The sequence below is a fragment of the Shewanella yunxiaonensis genome (assembly GCF_018223345.1).
In the GTDB taxonomy this organism is placed as follows: Bacteria; Pseudomonadota; Gammaproteobacteria; order Enterobacterales; family Shewanellaceae; genus Shewanella; species Shewanella yunxiaonensis.
In genome coordinates, this window is the sequence record NZ_CP073587.1 from 2,084,729 (window position 1) to 2,110,586 (window position 25,858).

The 25,858-nt window shown below is 48.1% G+C and carries 23 protein-coding genes; 12 read left to right on the forward strand and 11 right to left on the reverse strand.

Features of this window, described 5'->3' with window-relative positions:
* Nucleotides 1-4: 4 nt before the first annotated feature.
* Nucleotides 5-292 carry a YcgL domain-containing protein gene (locus KDN34_RS09565; RefSeq protein WP_212596594.1) on the reverse strand — a complete coding sequence of 96 codons (288 nt, stop codon included), beginning with the start codon at nt 290-292 and terminating at the stop codon, nt 5-7.
* A 120-nt stretch (nt 293-412) separates the two neighbouring features.
* Between KDN34_RS09565 and minC the strand changes: the two genes are divergently transcribed.
* The 3 genes from minC to minE are packed head-to-tail and all read left to right on the forward strand — an operon-like array spanning nt 413 to nt 2,175.
* Nucleotides 413-1,078 (forward strand): septum site-determining protein MinC, encoded by a 666-nt coding sequence (gene minC / locus KDN34_RS09570; protein ID WP_212593580.1) that lies wholly within the window; start codon nt 413-415, stop codon nt 1,076-1,078.
* A 26-nt stretch (nt 1,079-1,104) separates the two neighbouring features.
* Nucleotides 1,105-1,911: a septum site-determining protein MinD gene (gene minD, locus KDN34_RS09575; RefSeq protein ID WP_212593581.1), complete on the forward strand. Its 807-nt coding sequence runs from the start codon at nt 1,105-1,107 to the stop codon at nt 1,909-1,911.
* Nucleotides 1,912-1,917: 6 nt separating this feature from the next.
* Nucleotides 1,918-2,175 carry a cell division topological specificity factor MinE gene (minE, locus tag KDN34_RS09580; RefSeq protein WP_212593582.1) on the forward strand — a complete coding sequence of 86 codons (258 nt, stop codon included), beginning with the start codon at nt 1,918-1,920 and terminating at the stop codon, nt 2,173-2,175.
* Between the two features lie 63 nt (nt 2,176-2,238).
* Here minE and rnd read toward each other — a convergent pair whose 3' ends face one another.
* From rnd to tsaB, 6 genes are all read right to left on the reverse strand, one after another.
* Entirely contained in the window at nt 2,239-3,348 is a 1,110-nt protein-coding gene (rnd, locus tag KDN34_RS09585) for a ribonuclease D (RefSeq protein WP_212593583.1), read from the reverse strand.
* A gap of 67 nt (nt 3,349-3,415) precedes the next feature.
* The gene (fadD, locus tag KDN34_RS09590) at nt 3,416-5,089 is read right to left on the reverse strand and encodes a long-chain-fatty-acid--CoA ligase FadD (RefSeq protein ID WP_212593584.1); all 1,674 of its coding nucleotides are present in this window, start codon (nt 5,087-5,089) and stop codon (nt 3,416-3,418) included.
* A gap of 193 nt (nt 5,090-5,282) precedes the next feature.
* Complete coding sequence (locus KDN34_RS09595) at nt 5,283-6,170, reverse strand: alpha/beta fold hydrolase (RefSeq protein WP_212593585.1); 888 nt, start codon at nt 6,168-6,170, stop codon at nt 5,283-5,285.
* A gap of 19 nt (nt 6,171-6,189) precedes the next feature.
* On the reverse strand, nt 6,190-6,906 hold the full coding sequence (locus KDN34_RS09600; protein ID WP_407695800.1) for a M50 family metallopeptidase: 717 nt from the start codon (nt 6,904-6,906) through the stop codon (nt 6,190-6,192).
* On the reverse strand, nt 6,899-7,198 hold the full coding sequence (locus KDN34_RS09605; RefSeq protein ID WP_212593587.1) for a hypothetical protein: 300 nt from the start codon (nt 7,196-7,198) through the stop codon (nt 6,899-6,901). The genes KDN34_RS09600 and KDN34_RS09605 overlap by 8 nt, the downstream gene beginning before the upstream one ends.
* 35 nt (nt 7,199-7,233) lie before the next feature.
* Nucleotides 7,234-7,947: a tRNA (adenosine(37)-N6)-threonylcarbamoyltransferase complex dimerization subunit type 1 TsaB gene (gene tsaB / locus KDN34_RS09610; protein WP_212593588.1), complete on the reverse strand. Its 714-nt coding sequence runs from the start codon at nt 7,945-7,947 to the stop codon at nt 7,234-7,236.
* 315 nt (nt 7,948-8,262) lie between these two features.
* On the opposite strand from tsaB, the gene hemB reads away from it, so the two are divergent.
* On the forward strand, nt 8,263-9,288 hold the full coding sequence (gene hemB, locus KDN34_RS09615; RefSeq protein WP_212593589.1) for a porphobilinogen synthase: 1,026 nt from the start codon (nt 8,263-8,265) through the stop codon (nt 9,286-9,288).
* Between the two features lie 119 nt (nt 9,289-9,407).
* Here hemB and KDN34_RS09620 read toward each other — a convergent pair whose 3' ends face one another.
* A complete protein-coding gene (locus KDN34_RS09620; protein WP_212596595.1) occupies nt 9,408-11,375 on the reverse strand; it encodes an ATP-dependent DNA helicase in 1,968 nt (655 codons plus the stop codon).
* 382 nt (nt 11,376-11,757) lie between these two features.
* Here KDN34_RS09620 and hisG point away from each other — a divergent pair, with 382 nt between their 5' ends.
* From hisG to hisIE, 8 genes are read left to right on the forward strand one after another with little or no spacing between them, the layout of a single operon-like run.
* On the forward strand, nt 11,758-12,657 hold the full coding sequence (gene hisG, locus KDN34_RS09625) for an ATP phosphoribosyltransferase (RefSeq protein ID WP_212593590.1): 900 nt from the start codon (nt 11,758-11,760) through the stop codon (nt 12,655-12,657).
* Nucleotides 12,658-12,663: 6 nt separating this feature from the next.
* Nucleotides 12,664-13,971: a histidinol dehydrogenase gene (gene hisD / locus KDN34_RS09630; protein WP_212593591.1), complete on the forward strand. Its 1,308-nt coding sequence runs from the start codon at nt 12,664-12,666 to the stop codon at nt 13,969-13,971.
* Nucleotides 13,968-15,020, forward strand: coding sequence for a histidinol-phosphate transaminase (gene hisC, locus KDN34_RS09635; RefSeq protein WP_212593592.1), 1,053 nt, complete (start codon nt 13,968-13,970; stop codon nt 15,018-15,020). Before hisD ends, hisC begins: the two co-directional genes overlap by 4 nt.
* A 43-nt stretch (nt 15,021-15,063) precedes the next feature.
* Nucleotides 15,064-16,131 carry a bifunctional histidinol-phosphatase/imidazoleglycerol-phosphate dehydratase HisB gene (hisB, locus tag KDN34_RS09640; protein ID WP_212593593.1) on the forward strand — a complete coding sequence of 356 codons (1,068 nt, stop codon included), beginning with the start codon at nt 15,064-15,066 and terminating at the stop codon, nt 16,129-16,131.
* Nucleotides 16,131-16,778, forward strand: coding sequence for an imidazole glycerol phosphate synthase subunit HisH (gene hisH, locus KDN34_RS09645; RefSeq protein ID WP_212593594.1), 648 nt, complete (start codon nt 16,131-16,133; stop codon nt 16,776-16,778). The genes hisB and hisH overlap by 1 nt, the downstream gene beginning before the upstream one ends.
* Nucleotides 16,775-17,512, forward strand: coding sequence for a 1-(5-phosphoribosyl)-5-[(5-phosphoribosylamino)methylideneamino]imidazole-4-carboxamide isomerase (gene hisA / locus KDN34_RS09650; RefSeq protein ID WP_212593595.1), 738 nt, complete (start codon nt 16,775-16,777; stop codon nt 17,510-17,512). The genes hisH and hisA overlap by 4 nt, the downstream gene beginning before the upstream one ends.
* Nucleotides 17,494-18,285 carry an imidazole glycerol phosphate synthase subunit HisF gene (gene hisF, locus KDN34_RS09655; RefSeq protein WP_212593596.1) on the forward strand — a complete coding sequence of 264 codons (792 nt, stop codon included), beginning with the start codon at nt 17,494-17,496 and terminating at the stop codon, nt 18,283-18,285. The genes hisA and hisF overlap by 19 nt, the downstream gene beginning before the upstream one ends.
* A gap of 12 nt (nt 18,286-18,297) precedes the next feature.
* Nucleotides 18,298-18,954: a bifunctional phosphoribosyl-AMP cyclohydrolase/phosphoribosyl-ATP diphosphatase HisIE gene (hisIE, locus tag KDN34_RS09660; protein WP_228730303.1), complete on the forward strand. Its 657-nt coding sequence runs from the start codon at nt 18,298-18,300 to the stop codon at nt 18,952-18,954.
* Nucleotides 18,955-19,016: 62 nt separating this feature from the next.
* Here the strand turns inward: hisIE and KDN34_RS09665 are convergent, their stop codons facing one another.
* The 3 genes from KDN34_RS09665 to KDN34_RS09675 form a co-directional block, all read right to left on the reverse strand.
* On the reverse strand, nt 19,017-19,550 hold the full coding sequence (locus tag KDN34_RS09665; RefSeq protein ID WP_212593597.1) for a cell division protein ZapC: 534 nt from the start codon (nt 19,548-19,550) through the stop codon (nt 19,017-19,019).
* 192 nt (nt 19,551-19,742) lie between these two features.
* Complete coding sequence (gene pyrD / locus KDN34_RS09670) at nt 19,743-20,771, reverse strand: quinone-dependent dihydroorotate dehydrogenase (RefSeq protein ID WP_212593598.1); 1,029 nt, start codon at nt 20,769-20,771, stop codon at nt 19,743-19,745.
* A 61-nt stretch (nt 20,772-20,832) separates the two neighbouring features.
* A complete protein-coding gene (locus tag KDN34_RS09675; RefSeq protein WP_212593599.1) occupies nt 20,833-25,680 on the reverse strand; it encodes an NAD-glutamate dehydrogenase in 4,848 nt (1,615 codons plus the stop codon).
* Nucleotides 25,681-25,858: the final 178 nt, after the last annotated feature.

Consider the following 25,858-nt stretch of genomic DNA (forward strand, 5'->3'; position numbering starts at 1 on the left):
TCCTTTATTCCGTTTTTGTTCCCACCGTTTTTTGTTCTAAGTATTCAGTTAACAGATTAACCTGAGGCGGCGGTAATTGCAGATAATACCCCTTTTCCTGCAACTCTACTCTTACCTTATTGATATCCGCCAGCCCCAAATGCTGACGTCTTTCAATAGGCAATAACATCACCAATTGCGGCTGCCCAAAGACCTCCATTAATGCAGCAGGGACATCGTCAAATTTATCTTTCTGTTTGATAAATAAGTAGGTATCAGCTTTTCGTCTGCTTTTATATACAGCACAGATCATAAGAACACCAAATTCCAGGGTTATAACTTGCCAGTAAAATGGCCACACTATAACATGGATGGCCATTATACGTTGTATGTTCGTGAGCTTAATGCTCGGATGCCGGAGAATTCCGCCAGGATGCAAAAACCAGCTCTGGAACTGAAAGGTTCCTCCTTCACACTCTCTGTTTTACATATCAATACTTCTGATCTTGTCTCGTTGCTTGAAGAACTTGATAAAAAATTGGCACAAGCGCCACAGTTTTTTATTAATGCGCCATTAGTCTTGAATTTCAGTGAAATTAACCAACAAGCTATCGATTTATCGGCGCTCAAACAGGCGATGCTCGACCGGCAACTGATCCTGATCGGGATTGCCGGCGCTGATGAACAACAGCAACAGCAGGCGAAGCAATTAGGTATCGCCCATCTAAAAATGGGAAAACAGAATCCATTACCGCCCCCACCACCAAGAACCTGTAAAATCGTCAAACAGAATATTCGCTCCGGTCAGCAAATATATGCTAAAGACGGTGATTTGGTTATCTTTGGTGCGGTCAGCAATGGCGCAGAGGTTATTGCCGATGGTAGCATTCATATCTATGGCGCATTGCGTGGAAAAGCCATGGCAGGTGCTAAAGGTGATATAAATGCAGTGATTATTGCCAAATCACTGGATGCAGAACTGGTGTCAATTGCTGGTCAGTATTGGCTGGCAGAAAATCTTCTGCAACATGGCGCGAAAAAGAGTGGCTGTATCAGATTAGCTGGTGAATCATTAACTGTTGAAACACTGCCAGAATAAGGCAGATACAAGGGATATAACGACACATGGCACAAATTATTGTGGTCACTTCGGGAAAAGGGGGCGTGGGAAAAACCACCTCCAGCGCAGCGATTGCAACCGGTCTGGCACTCAAAGGCCATAAAACCGTAGTAATCGATTTTGATATCGGATTGCGTAATCTGGATTTAGTGATGGGGTGTGAACGACGAGTCGTCTATGACTTCGTCAACGTTATCAATGGCGAAGCCAATCTCAATCAGGCACTCATCAAAGATAAACGCTGTGACAAACTGTATATATTGCCCGCCTCACAGACCCGCGATAAAGATGCACTCACCAAAGAAGGTGTTGGAAAAGTGCTGGAAGATCTGGCAAAAGACTTCGAATTTATCTTATGTGATTCGCCAGCGGGTATCGAAACCGGTGCAATGATGGCGTTATATTTTGCAGATACGGCCATCGTAACCACCAATCCTGAAGTCAGCTCAGTGCGTGACTCTGACCGCATTTTAGGGATGCTGCAGAGTCGTAGTCGCCGAGCAGAAGAGAACCTCGAACCAATTAAAGAGTACCTGTTGTTGACACGATATTCGCCAGCACGGGTGAAAACCGGTGAGATGTTGAGCGTCGAAGATGTTCAGGAAATTCTGGCCATTGAGTTATTAGGCGTGATCCCTGAATCTCAGGCAGTGCTTAAAGCATCTAACTCAGGTGTTCCAGTGATTGTTGATGAGGAGAGCGATGCTGGTCAGGCCTATAATGATACTGTCAGCCGCTTACTTGGCGAAGATATTCCTTTGCGCTTCACGATTGAAGAGAAGAAAGGATTTCTCAAACGAATATTTGGGTAGCGAATTATGTCTTTACTTGACTATTTTAAAAGCAGCAAGAAAAGCAATACTGCAGCCACCGCCAAAGAAAGGTTGCAGATCATTGTCGCCCATCAGCGGTCTCAACGGGATACTCCCGATTATTTGCCGTTGATGAAACAGGAAATTATTCAGGTGATCCGTAAATATGTACCTATTTCAGAAGAACAGGTATCGGTGCAGTTGGATCAAAATGACGATAATCTTTCCGTGTTGGAACTTAACGTTACTCTCCCCGACCATTGATCCCGTCAATGTGTCAAAAAAGGCGCCAGATGGCGCCTTTTTTATAATGAATGATGTGACCGATTAAACTTTTAAATTATGCAGTTTTTCCGCTACTAATTGGCCACGCCAACCTTGTAACAACAATGGATTATCGCCTTGTTTGGCGTTCCACAACCAGCCCAGATACTCATTGATATGACGCTTGGACCCCAACATTTCTAATGGAACGTCTTCTTCCTGCGCGATCTGCTCAAGGCATCCCTTAAGCGTTTTGAATGCGGTTTTGTATTCAGGCTTTAACGCCAGCACATCCACCGGCTCGGGTAATCGAGAGTAGTCAGTATCTGCAATGATGTTAGCAACATCTTTAGCATGAAAGCGCTTTTCCTGATCTGTCAGTTCTTTCAGGCGCATCACATCATTCACCGTCCGAGGTTGCTTTTTGGCAAGTGCAATCAACGCGTGATCTTTCATGACAAATCCGAGCGCCAGATCTTTTTTCATCGCTTTATCCAGACGCCAAGCGGCCAACCCTTTAAGTACGGCTAGTTCCATTGTCGACAACTGGAAAGCGTTTTTCACTTTCAGATAGGCGGTTTCCCGGTCAGGTGGTGTCAACCGCCCTTCCGTCATTCTGGCACTTTCTTCTAACGCCCATTGATAACGTCCCTGCTGTTCCAGTGTCTGTTTTAACTCAGGGAACAGCCGATAGAGGTAAAGCACGTCATTAGCGGCATAAACCAACTGAGACTGGGTTAGCGGGCGGCTTATCCAGTCGGTACGAGATTCCCCTTTATCCAGCTCCACTCCGAGGTATTGCTGTACCAGCTTAGCATAACCGAGTCCATGTCCTTGCCCAGCAAGACCTGCTGCAATTTGGCTATCCAACAAAGGCGCAGGCTGTATGCCACCATCATGGGCAAATACTTCTAAATCTTCGCTGCAGGAATGCAATAGTTTGGTAATGTGAGGGGCTGTGAGTAATTCCCAAAAGCCGGATAGGTCTTCTATCGCCACCGGATCGATCAGTGTCAAAGTGTGGCCATCATAAGCCTGGATCAACCCAAGGCGGGCATAATAAGTACGCGTACGCACGAACTCAGTGTCCAATACCAGCAACTCACTTTGCCGATACTGCTTCAGCACTGGTGCCAGCGCAGTGCTGCTATCAACATACAGATAATCTTGCAAATCTTACTCCCGGGAATCCTCTGCAACAGCTATAAAAAAACCGGCTGATGCCGGCTTTTTGAGATACTCAGGCGCTTTTCGCTTCGTCCCGGAGTTCCCTGCGCAGGATTTTTCCCACATTGGTTTTTGGCAATTCATCGCGGAATTCTACCAGTTTCGGCACCTTATAGCCCGTTAAATGCTGACGACAATGTTGAATTAACGCTTCTTTAGTAAGCGACTTATCTTTCGCCACCACAAAAATCTTCACCTGTTCGCCACTTATGGGATGTGAGACACCTACTGCTGCAACCTCAAGAACCCCAGGATGCATTACCACCACCTCTTCAACTTCATTGGGAAACACATTGAAGCCAGAAACCAGGATCATGTCCTTCTTACGGTCTACCAAATAGAAAAAGCCTTGAGGATCCATATAACCGATGTCACCGGTCGCGAGCCAGCCATCCTTATCGATAACCTTGGCCGTTTCTTCAGGACGCTTCCAGTAGCCCACCATCACCTGTGGTCCCTTCGCAAAAAGCTCACCGGCTTGCCCTTGCGGCAACGGGTGGCCATCGCTGTCACGCACTTCAATCTGGGTAGATGGCATGGGTAAGCCAATAGATCCGTTATAGCCTTCGAGGTTGTAAGGCGTACCTGCAACGACTGGCGATGCTTCGGTCAGACCATATCCTTCCAGCAATTTGGTTTTAGTCAGTTTCTGCCACTTTTCTGCCACTGCGCGCTGTACCGCCATACCGCCGCCGACGCTCAGCTTCAATCGTGAAAAATCCAATGTGGCGAATTCAGCGTTGTTCAGCAGTGCATTAAACAAGGTGTTCACACCCGTCAGTGCTGTAAACGGAAACTTTTTCAGCTCGGCAATAAAGCCAGGAATATCGCGCGGGTTGGTGATCAGTAGGTTTTGTGCCCCTTTATGCATAAACAAGAACAGGTTAACCGTCAGGGCGAATATATGATATAGCGGCAACGCGGTAACCACCTTTTCTATGCCATCAGTCAATAATGGCGAGTAAGCGCCGTTAGCCTGTAAGACGTTGGCGACCACATTACCGTGACTCAGCATTGCCCCTTTAGAGACCCCTGTCGTCCCCCCGGTATATTGCAGAAATGCAATATCATGACTTTCAATCACCGGCTTTATATATTGCTGATGCTTCCCCACGCGTAAGGCTTTACGCATCGATATCGCACCGGGTAGTGAATATTTGGGGACCATATGCTTGATATACTTCACGACAAAATTCACTAAAGTACGTTTTGGTACGCCCAATAAATCACCGATACCACTGATGATGACGTGCTTTACCGGTGTTTGAGCTACCACTTGCTCTAGGGTATTGGCAAAATTAGACACCACCACAATCGCTTTGGCTTCGCTGTCTACCAATTGGTGTTTTAATTCTCTGGGGGTATATAAAGGATTAACGTTGACCACCACCAAACCCGCCCGCAATATGCCAAAAATGGCAATTGGATATTGCAGCAAGTTCGGCATCATAATCGCGACTTTATCGCCTTTTTTTAATTTGAGTTCATTCTGCAAATACGCAGCAAACGCGCGGCTGCGCTCCTCAAGCTTACGGAATGTCAGATTAGCCCCCATGTTGACGAATGCAGATTGATCAGCAAATCGATTTACTGTCGTTTCAAACATCTCTAGCAATGACTTAAACTGACCTGCGTCTATCTCTGCAGGGACGTCAGCGGGTAAGCTATTAATCCAGGGTTGATCCACAAATCTCTCCTAACATCCAGCATCAGCACGCAACATCACTGTTGTCGTTAAGGCCCATAAAGGGCATACACTGAGTTAAATTCTTATTATCTGAAATCAAAGTCAGCTCGACTTTGAATTTTTCCACTCGGCAAACGCAAAATCATACGAGCGTTTGAATTTTGATCATCATCACACACTTTTTAGGGTTTGCCTAGCCCCCGGTCACGCTTTTACAATCATCAAGGAAGTCATTGATGACTAAAGCAACTTTAGCTGAATTTTCCATATGCAAATGATGATTTCCGGTCAATTGCACTTTAGTCAAATCCAGATACCAAGGGCTAATTTGGGGGAGTAACTCCGCAAGCGAAGCATACCCTTGGGTGCCCGTCAGTAACAGTGACGGCACCGCAATTCCACGCATTAACTGTTCAACTTGAGTAAAGCTTAGGCGCTGTGGAGAATCAGTCCGTAACCGCGGATCTGTACGCCAATAGCGACCATAAACATCCTCTGCCGTATTACGCTCAAGAATCAAGCGACACCAGTTTGGCGCTAAGCCAGTGAGCCGATGCCGAGCATCAACAGCTTTTTCTAGATCACAATAATGACGTGCTTCAGCCGCTTTTTGCTGAGTCTGTGAAAAACTTTTACGCATTCGCGCATGGAGGTGGGAAATGTCTTCAAACAACGGAGCCAACGCCTCTATTAACACTAGAGCGTTAATCCGTTCGGGGAAGGTCGCAGCATAAGCACTTGCCACAATGCCGCCTAATGAATGGCCGACCAAAGTTACCGCTTGCTGTTTGGCCACCACATTTAGCAGACGATGCAAGTCATAAAGATAATCCACCCAGTGCAACGGATAACATCCAGGACGCCAAGGTGATAAACCATGACCCGGCCAATCAATCGCCAATATGCAGTAATTTGCCTGTAGCTGCTGAGCCAATGGTGCAAAACTGTTAGCGTTATCTAACCAACCATGTAATGCAATCAATAAGGGCTTGTCACCACATCCCCAATATCTGGCGGCGATCATCTGGCCATCCAGGTCAATGACCCCATTTTCAGGGCCAGAAGACTGCCATAATTCCATGGTATTGTCAGACGATCCTTTAATTTCCCGATGTTTTGGCGCTGTTAACTTTCCTCGGCGCATTAAAAACAATCACACGCCAGCATAAATACAATGCCCCCAGACCAACAGCGAACCACAGCATCACCCAGATAACTGACGGGATCATGGTCAAATCCGCCAGCAATGAAGCATCCCCACGCTGACCGAGTCCCAATAAAACGGCCGGACTGGCGAGAGCATTGAGCATGACAATCAAGGCAACCAAGCGCAGACTGCCACGTAATAAGGTGTTATATGTCAGCTTAAGTGGCAGTAAAAACAACACCGCCAAGCTCGCCATAATGGCAATGCTCAGAATATCTCTCGCCCATAACAGTAATGTCAGCAAAACGACAATACCCAGTGCCAAATAACTTTGACGGATACCGCTTCGCAGACAGGACATCAGAAACAGTAATGCCCCCCAGAGCGCAGCGCCGGTATAACCACTAAAACCGATTAACACCGGCCAGCCACCCTGACTAAAACACAGGCCTGACCCATCCGGAAATAATCGAATATGACTTACCACACCACCAGAAATAATCGCGGCTATCCCATGAGACAATTCATGGAAATAACTTTCCAACCAATGGAAGGGCAAAGATATATAAGGCAAACGGGATAGCACCAATGCCAACAGTAATTCGACAAAAAACTGTTTCTTGCCGGGGACTAAGCGCCCAGAAGATTCAACTAACTGCGTCTCAGGCATAAACATCAACGCCAACCATCTGCGCAATACTATCGCGCTGTTCGGCGTACTGAGTCAAAAGATAGGTGGAAATGGCACTAGAGCTGGCCGATGTATCCTGTTCATATTCCACTTTTGCTTGATATTTGGCATCGACCAAATCGTGGTCAATATCAACAGCTGACGTTTCTATTGCGGATGAAGATGCAGCGGGATTGACGATTTTTTCACGAGGTTGAGATACCGGTCGATTACTGGCGACAGCCTGCGACAGATCGGGCGTGTTGTTCAGTGAAACAGACTGAATACTCATGGCTGCACCGCCAATTTACCTTTTATTCAATAGAATTATGCCCTTCCAGGCAGTTTCTTCCAGGCAACCGTATCTCGCAAATATACAGGAGCCAGTTCATCGACAGCGGTTGCGTTACCGCTATACCATTCGTGAACAGCCAGGGTAAGCATGGCACTCGCATCAGGATATTTCACGCTTTCCAATAAGGTCAAGTTATCGATGTTAAGAATAAGATCCGGATAGGTTTCAAAACCGCTACCACAGGCAAATACCGACGCAGCATCATTAAATGGCGACACCAACGCTTCAGGAGCGGTAACTTGCTCCGCACCAATCAACACCGCTAGTCCTTCCTGAGCTTCAAAACACCCCCAATAGATCTCCCCCATGCGAGCATCAATCGCACTGATAACATAACGCGCATTAGCTGTTTCAATGGCCTTCTGTGCCATCGCTGCCAACGTTGAGATACCAACAACCGGAATATCCCGTGCTAATGCCAGTCCCTGAGTCATAGAAGTACAAATACGAATGCCGGTAAAACTGCCAGGCCCACGACCATAAGCGATGAGACCTACATCCGCCATGGATAACTTTGCGTGGGTCAGCAAACCATCAATCATCGGGAGCAAACGTTGGCTGTGTTCTCTTGGGGCATCTTCTGCAACTGACTCACGACCTTCTGACCACAACAACGCGGCAGAACACAGTTCAGTACAGGTATCCAGCGCCAGAATCACTGCTGGCAACGTTTGATTAGCATTCATCTATTGACCTCGGCTGCCGGACATCCAATCATGCCAGCTGATTTTTAACGGCGGCGATCATACCACCAATCCCCGATAAGCCAAGTTTAACAGGCCATAAAACCGGCTTAAGCCCGACGCACTGACTATATAGTTCACAAATTGCGCATATACATTGACCTGCCACAGCTATCACCGGATGTTTCGTGATATGTTTCAAAGTATCATTAACTGTCTAACAGTTATGCTCTGGCTAATTTTCCGGGGCGATTGGCGAACTTTGGATAATATCGTTTGCCATAGTGACAAGCCTCATCAGCAAACAAAGGAATTTTCATGTCTGATCAATGTAATCACACTCATACTTTCAAAACCCCGCTACGTCGCTTGCGCCGTCTGCGTACTTCTGAAGCTATGCGTGCTATGGTCCGGGAAAACTTTATTTCTCTGGACGACCTGATCCATCCGATTTTTATTGAAGAAGGCATTTCTGCTCCAGTTGAAATCCGTACACTGCCTGGCATCAGCCGTTTCCCGGAAACCATGCTGGAACAAGAAATTAAGGAACTGCAAAAGCTGGGTGTTAAATATGTAATGCCTTTCGGGATCTCTCATCATAAGGATGCCGTGGGTAGCGACACTTGGAATGATGAAGGTTTGCTAGCACGCATGGTGCGCACCATTAAGCAGACTGCACCAGAAATGATCGTCATTCCTGATATCTGTTTCTGTGAATACACAGATCATGGCCATTGCGGCGTGATTGAACACATTCATGATGATGTACACGTGTGCAACGATGCCACCGTTGAAAATCTGGTAAAACAGGCGATCTGTGCTGCCAAAGCAGGTGCCGATATGCTGGCCCCATCAGCCATGATGGATGGTCAGATCCGCGCCATGCGTGATGGCCTGGACGCTGCAGGTTATGAAAACGTGTCCATTCTCGCTCACTCAGCAAAATTTGCTTCCGCATTTTACGGTCCATTCCGTGAAGCCGTGGCCAGTGAGCTGAAGGGCAACCGCAAAGGTTATCAGTTGGATTGTGCCGACGGTCGCCAAGCCATGGTGGAAGCGCTGCTGGATGAAGAAGAAGGCGCCGATATCCTGATGGTAAAACCCGGGACACCATACCTGGACGTACTGGCTCGCTTACGTGACCGCACGGATCTGCCATTGGCGGCTTATCATGTGGGTGGTGAATACGCTGGGATCAAGTTTGCCGCATTGGCAGGTGCACTGGATGAACGTGCCGTGGTCACCGAAAGCTTTATCGGTTTCAAACGTGCCGGGGCCAGCCTGATTGTCAGCTATTACACCAAACAGTTTGCTGAATGGCTAGCGGCTGATAAAAACGCTTAAATTATTAATCAATTAATGCTCGTAAAAGAGGAGGCCAATGCCTCCTCTTTGGCTTGGATGATCTTTCATAACCGCAGCATCATTTAGTGAACACGCACAAGTATCCCGCTGATTGCTAGTTATTTTATCTCGTGCAGAAATTTCATCGCCTTGGCAAGATCTCGGGTTCTCGCCATCGGTGGCAGCGAATTCAAAAAGGCACTGCCATACGGCCGATTGACAATACGGTTATCGCATAGGATCAACACTCCTCGGTCGTGTTCATCACGGATTAAACGACCAAAGCCCTGCTTCAATGCAATCACCGCCTGAGGCAGAGAAATATCATTAAATGGATCACCACCGCGCCGGTGCAGTTCAGCAGCACGAGCACGATAAAGATTATCATCCGGCGATACAAACGGCAGCTTATCGATAATCACGCAGGACAGCAGATGACCGCGGACATCTACCCCTTCCCAGAAACTGCCAGTGCCCAGCAATACCGCATTACCAAGTTGTCGGAATTTTTTCAGTAAACTCTGTTTACCGGCACTGCCTTGCACCAGTAACGGAAAATTACAGCGCCCGCGAAGTTCTAACGCCACACGCTCCAACATCCGATGGCTGGTAAACAGAATAAACGTACGTCCCTTCGCGGCAGATATCGCCTCTAAGCAGATACTGACCAGTCGCTGCAGCTGATAATCGGAGTCGCTGCGCACATCTGCCAGTTGTCTTGGCACACAGAATAATGCCTGTCGCTGGTAGTCAAAGGGGCTATCAAGGATCATCTCGCGGCAATCTTGCAATCCCAAACCAACAGCAAAATGTCGTAATTCACGATTCACCTGCAGCGTTGCCGATGTAAACACCCAGCGGCAATCAGCATTAAATAGTTGTTGGCATTCCCGAGTGACATCAATCGGAGCCATTCGTAGTAACGGCAGACGTCCGGTTAATTCCAACGAATAGGCTGCACTGGGATTATCACAATCAAGGAATTGCTTTAACTTAGTAAGATACTCCAGCCACTTTTCAAAACAATCATCTAACAGCTCACTGCGGCCAACGTGCGCTAACAATAGCCGTTGCAACGCCTGAAACTCTTCCAGTAACTGCCAGCTACGCCCTGCAATGTTTTTATCGGCAAGTAACACGCGCCAGTCACTCTGCGCTGTCTGCAAACACTCCTGAACCCAATCGGTTAAACGACTCATACAGCGACGTGCCAGTTCTCCGAGTTGACCGGTATCACGCAGTTCATTGAGATACACATCTTCTATACGGCCCAACAGTCGTTCCATTGCCCCCAAAGACAACTGTTGACCAAAATAACTTACAGCAATATCTGGCAGTTGGTGCGCTTCGTCAAACACCAGCATGTCTGCTTTGGGGAGTAACTCAGCAAACCCGGTATCTTTTAACACCCAATCAGCAAAAAACAGATGGTGATTAATCACGATGATTTTAGCGTCTAAGGTTTTTAATCGGGCGTTACGGGTAAAACACTGCTCATAAAATTCACAACGTTTGCCAATACAGGTTTCACGGGTGGAGGCGACTAATCCCAGTGCCGGCGACTGCTCGGAAACTGTGGCAATCATGCCTAAATCCCCATCAACGCTGGCAGTCGCCCATTGTTGCACCCGCAACAGATCGTCCAGCGTTTGTGCCTCAAGACTTTGGGCGTCATCCAGTTGCTGTTGCAATCTGAGTTGACACAGATAGTTATTGCGGCCTTTTAGCAACGCCACTTTCGGGGCGATATCCAACATCCTCAAAAGCGCCGGAATATCTTTATAGAACAATTGCTCCTGCAGATTCTTACTGCCGGTGGACACAATCACCTGCTTACCAGAGAGCAATGCAGGAATTAAATAGCCGAAGGTTTTGCCCACGCCAGTCCCTGCTTCCAAAACCAGTTTACCTTTAGGGCTGTCAAGGGTGTCAGCAACCGCTTGCGCCATAGTTAGCTGCTGGGGCCGAGGTTTATATCCTTTAATCCCTTGTGCTAAGGCGCCTTCTGGGGAAAAAGCCAATATGACTTCTTTAAGCAAACGGCTAATGATCTGGCTCCGAACATTGCTAACGGCATAAGGGTGCATTATCCCCGAACCACCCAATTCAGCAAGTCTATCCACCATATCCGTGTTAATGCTGCAAAACTTGGAGTGCATGATGATGCAATTTAAAAAAACGTGAATTAATGGTTGCAAATGGCAAACAAAGGGATTAGTTTAAAGCCCATCACGACATACCCTTTGTGCCGGTGTGTCAAACAGAACCGAATTAGGATTGAATTAATGAAACAGCTCCAGACTGCTATCCACCATCACCATCATAAGCGGTAGCCTTCGGAGCTGACTGCCGAAGGTGCTATTCCTTCTGGCGGTTGATTCAAACGACTTAACACCCCCGGAAGGAATTCCGGGGGTGTTTCGTTTTAAACGTTAAAATTTTTGAATCAACAATCAGGAAATAGCCAGAATGACTGCATCAAACCGATTAAGAATTGCCATCCAGAAATCCGGACGTTTGTCCGAAGAATCTCAGAAACTGCTGAAAAAATGCGGTGTTAAGTTCAATGTTAATGAACAACGGTTGATTGCTCACGCCGATAATATGCCTATCGATCTGTTGCGTGTACGCGACGATGATATTCCTGGACTGGTCATGGATGGGGTGGTGGATCTTGGCATCATTGGTGAAAACGTTCTTGAAGAAGAAGAGATTGAACGCCAAAGCTTGGGAATGCCGTCAGAATACCAGAAGTTAAAACAATTGGATTTCGGCGGTTGTCGCTTATCGTTGGCAGTCCCTAAAGAGTTCACCTATCAGGACGCATATTCATTGGAAGGATTGCGTATCGCAACCTCCTACCCTAACCTGCTTCGCCGCTTTATGCAGAATAAGGGCATAAATTTTCGGAGTTGTCTGTTAAAAGGCTCGGTAGAAGTGGCACCTCGTGCCGGACTGGCTGATGGTATCTGTGATCTCGTGTCGACAGGTGCCACTTTGGAAGCTAATGGTCTGTACGAAACCGAGGTCATTTACCGTTCAATGGCCTGTATCATTCAATCACAACAACCACAGTCTGACGAAAAACAGCAGTTAATTGATACCCTTTTGAGTCGTATTAACGGCGTGATCCGGGCGCGTGGCAGCAAATACATTCTGTTGCACGCCCCCGTCGATGCCCTGGAACAAATTGTCGCGTTATTACCTGGTGCCGAAAATCCAACGGTACTGCCGTTGAAAAACGACACCTCCCGCGTGGCAGTGCATGCTGTTAGCAGTGAAGATCTGTTCTGGGACACCATGGAGCAGTTGACCTCGTTGGGTGCCAGTTCCATTCTGGTTATGCCGATTGAAAAAATGATGGGGTAATAAATTATGCAAACCCTCAACTGGAACCAGCTTGATGCAGACGCCAAAGCCGCAGCGTTAAAGCGTTCGCCACTGGTCGGTGATAATGCACTCGAGCAGCAAGTTGCCGACATCATTGCAAATGTTCGCAAAAATGGTGATGCCGCCCTGCGTGATTACAGCCGCCGTTTTGACAAGGCCGAGATCCAAAATATCCGCTTATCCGATGCAGAGATCCTTACGGCCTCTGCGCGTGTCAGTGATGAGTTGAAAGCGGCTATCCAAGTCGCAATGGCCAATATCCGTCGCTTTCATGAAGCGCAGAAACCCGCCACGATTGCACTGGATACCCAAGCCGGGATCCGTTGTGAACTCCACACTGAAGCGATTGAAGCCGTCGGCCTGTATATTCCCGGTGGCAGTGCGCCACTGATATCGACAGTAATGATGCTGGCGTTGCCTGCCAGTATCGCCGGTTGCGAGCGTCGGGTGCTGGTAAGCCCGCCACCGCTCAATGATGCCATCGTGTACGCTGCCACTGCCTGCGGCGTGAATGAAATCTACCAGGTTGGCGGTGCCCAGGCGATTGCTGCACTGGCATTTGGTACCGAATCAATTACTCCGGTGGACAAGATTTTTGGTCCGGGCAACCGTTATGTGACTGAAGCCAAAAGCCAAGTTTCTCGGGACAACCAAGCCTGTGTCAGCATTGATATGCCTGCGGGTCCATCCGAGGTATTAGTCATTGCCGATGCCAAGGCCAATCCAGTGTTTATTGCCGCAGACTTGCTGTCACAGGCTGAACACGGCCCAGACTCGCAGGTAATGCTGGTGACTGATAGTCAAGCAGTAGCAACCGCAGTCGCACAAGAGGTTGAACGTCAGTTGGCAACGTTGCCGCGCGCTGAAATCGCCCGGAAGGCGCTGTTTTGCAGCCGAACACTGCTCGTTAGCGATATGCAGCAGGCGGCAGAGGTATCAAACCGTTATGGCCCGGAACACTTGATCCTGCAAACACAGCAACCCCGAGAAATACTCAAGCGTATTCGTGCCGCCGGTTCAGTGTTTGTCGGCCCCTATACGCCAGAGTCTGTCGGTGATTACGCCAGCGGCACTAATCACGTGTTACCCACTTATGGCTATAGTCGAACAGTTTCCAGCTTATCGTTAGCGGACTTCTGTCGCCGTTTCACCGTACAGGAACTTTCTGCACAAGGGCTGCAAGGATTAGGTGATACAGTAATGACTCTCGCAGCTGCCGAACAATTAGATGCCCACAAAAATGCAGTGGCGTTACGCCTGGCAACCCTTAACGCGGATGGAGAAGTACGATGAGTGAGGCGACGTTAAATCTGGCACAGCGACTGGCTCGTCCAGAACTTTTAGACCTTGAGCCTTATCAAAGTGCACGCCGCATCGGTGGTCGAGGCGATATCTGGATCAATGCCAATGAAAGTCCATTTAATCGAACAGATTTGCCAAGATTAAACCGTTACCCAGAGTGTCAGCCCCCCGCATTGATTGCCGCCTACAGCCGCTATGTCGGCATCGATAGCAAGCACGTTGTGTGCAGTCGTGGCGCGGACGAAGCAATTGAGCTGCTTATCCGAACCTTCTGCATTCCCGGTAAAGACAGCATTGCCTTATTCGGTCCCACATATGGCATGTATAGTATCAGCGCCCGTACTTTTAATGTCGGGGTGGTATCAATGTCGCTGACGCCGGAGTACGGTTTGCCCTACGATCTCAGTGCGGTTAAAGGTTGCAAGCTGGTGTTTATCTGCAACCCGAATAACCCGACCGGAACGCTAATCCGCCCCGAAAAGATTGAAAGTGTGCTGCAAACGTTACCCGAGCAGCTAGTCGTAGTTGATGAAGCGTATATTGAGTTCAGTCCAGAATACTCAGTGGTAGCACTGCTGGATAAGTACCCTAATCTGGTGATCTTACGTACACTTTCGAAAGCTTTTGCGTTGGCCGGTGCGCGTTGCGGTTTTACGCTGGCATCAGCAGATGTTGTCGCCATGATCATGCTAGTGATTGCGCCATATCCCGTACCTTTACCCGTTTCAGTGCTTGCGGAACGCGCCCTTAGTGAAGCGGGATTGGACAATATGCGTGCCGATGTGCAGTTGCTGATCCAGCAAGGACAACGTTTAGCCGATTGTCTGGAACAACTGGGGGCTAAAGTGCTGCCCACTGGGGCGAACTTTGTGCTGGCATATTTTGATGATATCCAGAGCGTGGCCCAGGGACTAAAGGATGCTGGCATCGTTGCCAGAGCTTACAAAGATCCTCGATTGGTAGATGCCATTCGCTTTAGTTATAGCGATGAACGCGAGACTGATTTAATCATTGCAGCATTGAAAAAAATACTAAACTAACCGACCCTACACAGATACTGGACAACCGGTACAAGGTAAGCCCATGAGCCAAAAGATACTTTTTATTGACCGTGACGGTACGCTGGTGGAAGAGCCGGCCATAGATAAGCAACTCGACCGACTTGACAAGTTGGTGTTTGAACCACAGGTGATCCCGGCGTTGCTCAAATTGCAGAACGCTGGCTTTAAACTGGTGATGGTGTCCAATCAAGATGGTCTGGGAACAGATTCATTTCCTCAGGCAGATTTTGATGCCCCCCATAATCTGATGATGCAGATTTTCAACAGTCAGGGGGTGGCATTCTATGATGTGCTCATCTGTCCACATTTCCCCGGAGATAACTGCAGTTGCCGTAAACCCAAGCTGGGCTTGGTAAAAGATTATCTCACCGGCGGTAAAATTGATTTTACCCGCTCAGCCGTGATTGGTGATCGGGAAACCGATATTGCACTGGCTGATGCCATGGGCCTTAAAAGCTTCAAATATCAGCGTGGCGTATTAGGCTGGCAACAGATTGCTGATGAGCTGTTGTCGCGCCACCGCACCGCCGAAGTGGTGCGAACCACGCGAGAAACCGATATTCGTGTCACTGTCGATTTGGATAACCCTGGTCACAACGACATCAATACCGGGATCGGCTTTTTTGATCACATGTTGGACCAGATTGCCACCCACGGTAATTTCCGTTTGAGTGTGCAGGTTAAAGGCGATCTGCATATCGATGACCACCACAGTGTGGAAGATACCGGATTGGCACTAGGCGATGCCCTACGGCAGGCATTGGGTGACAAACGCGGCATTGGTCGTTTTGGTTTCAGCTTGCCGATGGATGAAGCCCGTGGCGAATGTTTACTGGACCTTTCTGGCCGACCTTTTATTAAATTCAACGCTGAATTCAACCGTGACAAAGTGGGCGAACTGGCCACTGAGATGGTACCGCACTTTTTCCGCTCCTTTGCGGACGGGTTACGCTGTACGCTGCATATTGGTTGCGATGGCGATAACGAACATCATAAGGTTGAAGCCTTATTTAAAGCTTTGGGCCGCGCACTAAGACAAGCCATTCGCGTGGAAGGCGATGCACTTCCCTCAAGTAAAGGAGTCTTGTGATGAGCGAAACTGTCATTATCGATACCGGATGTGCCAATCTGAGTTCAGTGCGTTTCGCGTTTGAACGTTTGGGTGCCGATGTCAGTGTCAGCGATGATCCTGTGGTGATCCAAGCAGCCACCCGAGTGATCCTGCCCGGCGTGGGTAGTGCGCCGGCAGCGATGCAGTCAATCCGCCAGAAACAACTGGTGGAAGTGATCCAGGGCCTGACGCAACCGGTGCTTGGCGTTTGTCTGGGCATGCAACTGATGACTGAATATTCCACAGAGCGCGGTGAAAAAGACGAAGACACTCAGTGTCTGGGCTTAATTCCCACCTCTGTTCGTGAACTCGATACCCAGCAACTGCCCACACCCCACATGGGGTGGAACCAGCTGTCACCGGTAATCATCAATCAGCAACCACATCCGTTATTTGCTGGCATCAGCGAAGGTGACTTTGTCTATTTTGTGCATTCATTTTGCGCGCCTGTCAGCGATTACAGCATCGCCCTCAGCGAGTATGGCGAACCGTTTAGCGCGGCAATTGCCAATGGTAATTTTATGGGTGTGCAATTCCATCCAGAAAAAAGTGCCGCCGTTGGAGCCAGAATCCTGCAGAACTTTCTGAAAATGACCAAGGAAAGTCTCAGTGGAGGTGCGGCATGATTATTCCGGCAATTGATCTGATTGATGGTCAGGTGGTGCGCCTGTATCAGGGCGACTATGGCCAACAGACTACATTTGATTACAGCCCACTTGAACAATTGCAGTCTTATGAACGCCAGGGTGCCAAATTACTGCATCTGGTAGATCTTACCGGTGCGAAAGATCCACAAAAGCGCCAGACAGCACTGATTGCCCGACTTGCGGCGGGACTCCAGACCCCACTGCAAGTGGGCGGCGGGATCCGTAGTCATGAGCAGGTAAAAGAATTGCTGCAATCGGGAGTCTATCGAGTGGTGATAGGTTCATTAGCCGTTAAGCAGCCCGAATTAGTCAAACAATGGTTTGCAGAATTTGGCGCGGAGCGTATTTGTCTGGCACTGGATGTCAATATCGACACAGATGGCACTAAAGTTGTTGCCGTTGCTGGCTGGCAAAGCGGCGGCGGGAAAACGTTGGAATCCTTAGTGGCAGAATTCACTCCTGTCGGTCTCAAACACGCATTGGTAACCGATATCAGTCGAGATGGCACCATGACCGGTGCGAATAATGCGCTCTACCACGAATTGGCCGAAAGCTATCCCAATATTCAGTGGCAGGCCTCTGGCGGTATTGCATCACTGGCTGACGTTGCTGCGGTTCGCGACAGCGGTGCCAGTGGCATTATTATTGGCAAAGCGCTACTCACTCAACAATTTAGCGTCACGGAGGCAATCCAATGTTGGCCAAACGCATAGTTCCCTGTCTGGATGTCAAAGCCGGTAAGGTGGTCAAGGGCGTGCAATTTCGTAACCATGAAATTGTTGGTGACATCGTACCGCTGGCACAACGTTACGCTGCTGAAGGTGCTGATGAACTGGTGTTTTATGATATTACGGCCAGTGCTCACGATCGTACTGTTGATAAATCCTGGGTCAGCCGGGTAGCACAGCAGATTGATATCCCCTTTTGTGTCGCTGGAGGCATCCGTTCCATTGAGCAAGCACGGGAAATTCTGGCATTTGGCGCCGATAAAATCTCCATCAACTCCCCGGCATTATCGGATCCCAGTCTGATCCGGCGCTTACACGATGAATTTGGCCGTCAGTGTGTGGTTGTGGGTATCGACTCCTTCTATGACGCTGCCAGCGACAGTTATAAAGTGAAGCAGTTTACCGGAGATGAAGCCGCCACCCGCGACACTCAGTGGTACACATTGGATTGGGTGGAAGAAGCACAGAAGCAAGGCTGTGGCGAAATTGTCCTTAATGTGATGAATCAAGATGGCGTACGTCAGGGCTACGATATCAACCAACTATCCAAGGTTCGTAGCGTTTGTGACGTCCCATTAATCGCCTCCGGTGGTGCTGGTGCAATGGAACATTTTCGCGATGTATTCATTGATGCCGGTGTCGATGCTGCCTTAGCCGCCAGTGTGTTCCATAAAGGTATTATTCCGATCCCGGAATTGAAACAGTATTTGCGCAACGCGGGTATCTGTATCCGCAATGACCAACCGCTGCAAGCATAAACAGGAAGTAACATGACTCAATCAGAAACCCCCTCTTGTACCATGACGCCAGAACAGCAGCAGACATTGCTGAATGAACTGGATTGGGATAAACAACAGGGTCTAGTGCCTGCAATCGTGCAGGATTTTCACTCCGCAAAAGTCCTGATGCTGGGCTATATGAACCCGGAAGCACTGCAGACCAGCTTTGCTAAAGGCCTGGTAACCTTCTACAGCCGCAGTAAACAACGGTTATGGACGAAAGGTGAAACCTCAGGTAACCATCTGCAACTGGTATCCATTGCCATGGATTGCGACCGTGACACATTGTTGGTTCAGGCAGTACCGACCGGTCCTACCTGCCATAAAGGCACCGATAGCTGCTGGGACGGCGAAGTGCATCCTTTTATGCATCAACTCCAAGAATTAATTCACGGCCGCAAAAATGCCGATCCATCCACCAGCTATACCGCGTCACTGTTTGCCCGTGGCACCAAGCGGATCTCACAAAAGGTAGGAGAAGAAGGCCTGGAAACAGCACTGGCGGCAGCGACGCATGACAAGTTTGAACTGGTCAATGAAGCTTCTGACCTGATCTACCACCTGTTTGTACTGTTGGAAGATCAGGATCTGTCATTGGCAGACATCAACGCTAATCTGGCGTTACGCCACCAGAAAGCCGGCAAGTAACCCGCTAAAAACGACAAAGGCGATCTATCAGCGATCGCCTTTTTGCTATTCAAGCAGCTTTTTCAGGCCGCAACTATCTGTTGTTGGGCTCGCAGCGCAAACAAACGATCGTGCATAACCTTGATGGTCTCGAATTTTTGCAGCGACTTCGTGTCACTCAACATGCATTCCTGATCCAACATCATCACGGTAGAGGCTTGCAGATTTGTCTCGATTACCAATACCAGAATACGTTCACCACGGCATTTCACATTGAATAATTTACCGGCTTCACTATAGACACATACATCACTGCTTTCAAAAAACCAGGACTTCGGCATTTGTGGCTTTTGTAGAAACCGTGCGGCGGTAGCATTCAATGCCAATTGAACCAGGCAAGCATCAGGCAATGACAAACGCTTGCTCAGGCAATCCAGTAATTCAATATAATATCTGGCATGGTCCACATTGAATTCGAACTCACTGAGTGCATCTGGAATTAACGTCTTGGATTTGTAAGGGGTTAGAAATTCTAACTCTGAGCCCAGGGTTATACCCAAGACCCCATATGAGTCATCATATTTCCATTGCCAGCAACTTTCAGGCATTAATAACATAGCGTAGTCCAACCGACTTTTATTATTATGGAAAGATAGTAGATGATATTTTATCCAATAGCAAAATATAGTTTAAATATTTTGCACTACTTTTCAACATTAAATATTTAAGATCGAAAGATTAAGTGAGATCGTAGATATAAAAAAGGATCGCCACGCGATCCTTTTGATCAATTATCGCTCTTTACGATCTTATTTTTTATTTCTGGATCGATATGCTTCTACAATATCTCTAATCAGTTTTGGTCCCTGATAAATAAAGCCAGAATAAATCTGAATTAATTGTGCCCCCGCATCCAATTTGGCCATCGCATCTTCAGCACAGATAACGCCACCACAACCAAGTATTGGCACCTGCCCTTGCAAGCAATCCGCCAGTTGTTTAATCACCTTGGTGGATAGCTCATTTAATGGCTTGCCGCTCAAGCCACCTGTTTCATTTGAATTAGCCAAGCCACTCACGCCATCACGACTTAATGTTGTATTCGTCGCAATAACGCCATCAAACTTATTTCTGATCAGTGCATCGGCTATTTTCTCAATTTCATCTTGAGATAAATCAGGTGCAATTTTAAGTGCTACTGGAACATATTTCTGATATTTGTCAGCTAATGCTTTTTGCTTTTCTTTAAGACTGGCTAACAAATCTTCCAACAACTCACCATATTGCATGGTGCGTAGTCCGGGAGTATTGGGTGATGAAATATTAACCGCAATATAGTCTGCATATGGATAAACTTTATCCATACAGATCAAATAATCATCTTTGCCCTGTTCGACGGGGGTGTCTTTATTTTTACCAATATTGACCCCGACCACAGCTTTAGATTTACGCGCCAGTAAATTTTTAACCAGATTATCGACGCCTTTATTATTAAATCCCATACGGTTAATAATCGCTTTCGCAGGCTTAATACGAAACAACCGCGGCTTATCATTACCTGGCTGAGGCCTCGGTGTGACGGTTCCCACCTCGATATGGCCAAATCCCATCGCAGCAAAAGCATCGATTGCTTCCCCGTCTTTATCCATCCCGGCAGCCAGTCCCACTGGATTAGGGAAGGTTACGCCCATAAATTCCACTGGAACCGGCGCAATATCTTGGGCATAAAAACAGTTCAAAGGGTTGTTTGCAGAGGCCTTTAGGCCAGTCATAGCGAAATTATGGGCCACTTCCGGGTCCATCTGAAACATCACCTTTTGCGCGATTTTATAAAACATGTGTTCTCCTAGACCTAAAAAAAGCCCCGGCAAATGCCAGGGCTCTTGTTGTTATTATATATTAACCATGCCCTTCACAATGCAAAATCAGCAGGTTCAGTTCACGCAGTGCCACAGAGAACTTGGCGAACTCATGAACACCTGATGTTTTGAAGTCAGCCAGCATCAGGAACCAACGTTCCAGCAACAGCTGATGACCTTCAATCCACTGGGCGATCACCACTTCTGCATCGCATTCAGTCGCACAACTTCTCAGAACGACAGAACTGAGTGAACGTTGCTGCCAGTCCAGATCTTCGCGGAACGCCGCCCGAGCCAAGACCTGCCAATGGTTAGACGCAGGCTGAGCATTAATCTGTTCCAGGAACCAGTGCAATTCAATGCGCGCGCCAAGCTTGTAATAAGTCTCAGCAACCAGCGCAACAGTTTTGTTCTGCTGCTGTACTATCTGCGCAATGTCCAGAGTACAGAACAGTGTGCTCATCTTACCCACCAAACTCGCTACTGCTGTGGGTACCGCTTCGCGCTCCAGCGCTGCGATTTCGTCAGCAATGCCCTGCCATTCACCTTCCTGGAGGTAATGGTGAAGATTATCGCGCAGATCTTCAAACACAGGTTTGAAGAAAGCAACATTCTGTTCAACATTCAGATTGCGGTTACGGTTACGTAATAACCAGCGGGTTGAGCGACGCATGTTACGACGTAACTGATGCAACATTTCACTTTGCACCACGGCCGGAACCACGCCATTCAGGTCATCAATCGCCTGAATTAATTCACCCATACCGAATATTTCTCTAGCCATAGCGTAACAGATGGCAGATTCTGCAACTGAGGCACCAGTCTCATCCTGCATACGCTGAATGAAATTCATGCCCATTTCGTTGACGAGTTCATTGGCAAGTGAGGTGGCGATGATCTCACCACGCAGCGGATGAGTGCCCATCTTGTCGGCATACAGTTTCTGCAGTTTCTGTGGGAAATACGCCACCAGTAACTGACTCAACCAAGAGTCCTCGGTCACTTCCGGTGTAACCAACTGCTCTTTAAGCAACATTTTACTGTAAGCCACCAGCACAGACAGCTCTGGACGAGTTAGGCCACGGTTGTTGGCCAGTCGCTCAGTCAGTTCCTCTTCAGATGGCAGGAACTCCAGCGCACGGTCAAGCTTGCCCTCTTTTTCCAAGTAGTGAATGAAGCGGATATGCTCTTTCAGCTGCTCAGCCGCATGTACCTGTGTAACCGACAAGGTGCGAGTCTGCTGTTCACAATCCTGAATCACGATATCAGCCACTTCGTCCGTCATTTGTTCCAGCAGGCTGTTACGTTGTTTAACCGTCAGATCCCCTTCTGCTACCAGGCTGTTAAGCAGGATCTTGATGTTAACTTCGTTATCGGAACAATCCACGCCACCAACGTTGTCCACAAAGTCGGTATTCATGCGACCACCATTGGCGGCGTATTCGATACGACCCAATTGGGTACAGCCGAGGTTACCGCCTTCACCGATGATCTTTGCCCGAACATCAGCACCATTAACCCGCAACGCATCGTTTGCACGGTCACCAACATCTGCATTGGTTTCATGGCTGGATTTTACATAAGTACCGATACCACCATTCCATAACAGATCCACTGGCATTTTCAGCAACTCTTTGATGAGTTCGCTTGGAGTCATGGATGCTTTATCTGTCGCCAGCATAGTTTTCATTTCTGGGGTCAGATTGATGGCTTTAGCACTTCTGAGGAAAATACCACCGCCCTTGGAGATCAACTTACGATTGTAGTCATCCCAAGTGGAGCGCGGCAGATCGAACAGCCGTTGCCGTTCCACGAAGCTTTTCGCCGCATCCGGTGTCGGGTCGATAAAGATGTGCATGTGGTTGAACGCCGCCTGCAAGCGAGTGTGTTCAGATAACAACATACCGTTACCAAACACGTCTCCCGCCATATCACCAATACCGACGCAGGTGAAATCGCTAGTCTGGCAATCAATGCCCACTTCGCGGAAATGCCGTTTAACAGATTCCCAGGCACCCTTAGCGGTGATCCCCATTTTCTTATGGTCGTAACCATTAGAACCACCAGAAGCAAAGGCATCTCCCAGCCAGAAGTTATATTCCAGCGAAATCGCATTAGCGATATCGGAGAAGGTTGCGGTACCTTTATCGGCGGCGACTACCAGATAAGGGTCATCATCATCGTGGCGCACTACGTCAATAGGCGGAACCACCTCTTTGTTGACGATGTTATCAGTAATATCCAGCAGACCGTGGATGAAGATCCGGTAACATGCCTGACCTTCTTGGAACACGGCTTCACGGCCACCGTCGGTAGGCATCTGCTTGCAGACAAAACCACCTTTGGCACCCACAGGCACGATTACGGTGTTTTTCACCTGCTGGGCTTTCACCAGACCGAGGACTTCAGTACGGAAGTCTTCACGACGATCGGACCAGCGCAGGCCGCCACGGGCAACGCGCCCACCACGCAGATGCACCCCTTCAACCCGCGGGCTATAAACGAAAATTTCGTACTTAGGCAGCGGTTTTGGCATTTCAGGGATCAAATCTGGAGAGAACTTAAAGGAGATATAATCCTTTGACTCTCCCGCAGCATCGAGCTGATAGAAGTTAGTTCGTACGGTGGCATTAATCAGTGCCAGATAACGGCGAATAATACGATCATCGTCCAGGCTTGCCACGTCTTCTAAGCGCAGCGCAATCTGCTCTTCAAACTTACTGGTAGTGCGGGTTTTCAGCTTCGGATTGAACTTACGGATGAACATTTTCACCAGCGAGTCAGCAATCTGAGGGTAACGGCTGAATGTCTCTTCGATATATGCCTGACTGAAAGTGGCGTCAATCTGACGCATATATTTGGCATAGGCACGCAAAATCGAGACTTCGCGACCAGACAGGCCGGTAGCTAACACCAAACGGTTGAAGCCGTCATCTTCCAGTTTCTTCTGCCATACCAGCGACAGCGCATTTTGAAAGCGGTCCTGACTATCAGTCAGATCTTCAGAAGCTGACCGCTGCACCGTCATCAGGAAGTCGAGGATCCAGAAAGTCTTGCTATCGGTGGTTGCTACTTCGTAAGGACGTTCGTTGATCACCCGCAAACCAAAGTTTTCCAACATCGGCAATACATCTGATAACGGGATTGGCTCGTCTTTGTGGAACAATTTCAGACGCACAGTGCTACTGTTAACTTCCGCTTCCTGTGGTTGATAAAACAGCATGCCAAGTTTGTGTTCATCATCTAACGCTTCCAACTGACGAATATCAACTACCGCGGAGGTAGGCAGCACATCGCCCTTGTAGCTTTGCGGGAAAGCGGAATCATAGCGTTTAAAGTAACGGTTACCCTGTTCTTCGCCAATGGCACTGACCAGAGCATTTGCAAGTTTGTCGTCCCAGGAACGGGCGGCTTCGATTAGGTTGTTTTCTATAGCAGCCACGTCTACATCCACATCATTGTTATTGTCTACTTTCACGATGTAATGAGTCCGACATAAAGATGATTCGGAGAAATAAGTAGTGAATTCTACTTCCTCATTACTCTTAAAGGTTTGCGCTAAAATACGCTGAGTATCCTGTCTGAGCTTAGTGTTGTATCTGTCTTTGGAGACATAAACCAGGCAGGAGAGAAAACGTCCAAAGGCATCTTTACGGACAAACAGTTTCAGTTTGTCACGGTCCTGCATCTCCAGCACGCCATGTGCAACACTTGCCAAATCTTCCACAGATGCCTGAATAATTTCATCGCGCGGCAAATTTTCAAGGATATTCAGCAAGGTCTTGTAATCATGAGAACGCGGGCCTAGTCCAGAAAGGTCCATAATCCGCTGCACCTTGTCAGCCAACAGCGGAATAGAGCGCGGACTCCGGTTGTACACATTGGAAACGTACAAACCCACAAAGCGATCTTCACCGATAACATTGCCTTGCTTATCAAAACGCTTGATGCCGATGTAGTCCACGTAGGCAGGGCGATGCACTCGGCTCTTGGCTGAGCCCTTGGTCAACACCAATAACGAACTATTAAGGGCTTCACGGCGGGCCGTTTCTGATAAGGATGACAGCATCAAACCGTGTTCTGGTTGTTCTTTCCCAGGTTTGCTCATCAACCCCAGGCTGGAGGTCATATCAGGGACTAACTCGACATCACCAGCAACTCGGCGCAATTCATAGTAACGGTAACCCAACAACGTGAAATGATGGTCGTTGAGATAACTCAGGTAATTAACCGCTTCTTCGAGCTCTTTAGCATCGCCGGGGAATGGCCGTTTTGGCAGCTCAGCGATGATGTTAGCGAGCTTTTCTGTCATCGGCTGCCAGTCTTTTACCGCAGCAGAGACATCATGAAGCACAATTTCGATCTCTTTTTCTAGATGCTTGATATCTTTTTCACTGCTCTGACGGTCAATTTCTATCAGGAACACTGCCACTTTATCGGAGTCTTCACGACTGCCTTTAACACGGGTGACACCAGTGATCTGATCTTTTTTTCGTTCAATTGCCAGAGGGGTGTGCAGCATCATATGAGAAGTGATACTGAGGCGTTTCAACGCCATCCCTAATGAATCAACCAAAAACGGCATATCGGGCTGCACAATTTCGATAATTGTGTGGGACGATTGCCAGCCGTGCTTGGCTTGGGTGGGGTTAAAAACTTTCAGGTGAGTCTGTCCAACAGAGGTGTTAGACAGCGAATTCCACAAACTCAAAATAGCCCCATAAAGATCACTATCAGTACGGGCGAGCAAATCGTCTTTCGACATGTGGGCATACAGACAGGTAGCAAATTGCTCTACCTGAAGAGCTTGGGCTTTTGGAACTTTGGAGTGAATGAGATTAACTACATTCTCCAGTAACACTGAGGGCATTGAGTCTTTCAAAGCCATGATGATATTTCCTTAAGCGTCTATAGCTGCGCTTTTTTGTATTTAGGGTGCTTCTGCGAGCGACCTGGATCACCCAAAATTGTGACCTAGGTCTAGGCGCGAAGTTTATTACTAAACACCTCGTATTTCGAGGAAAATTTTAGTGTTATATAAGGGAGTTAGCCATTGTTGCGGCGCC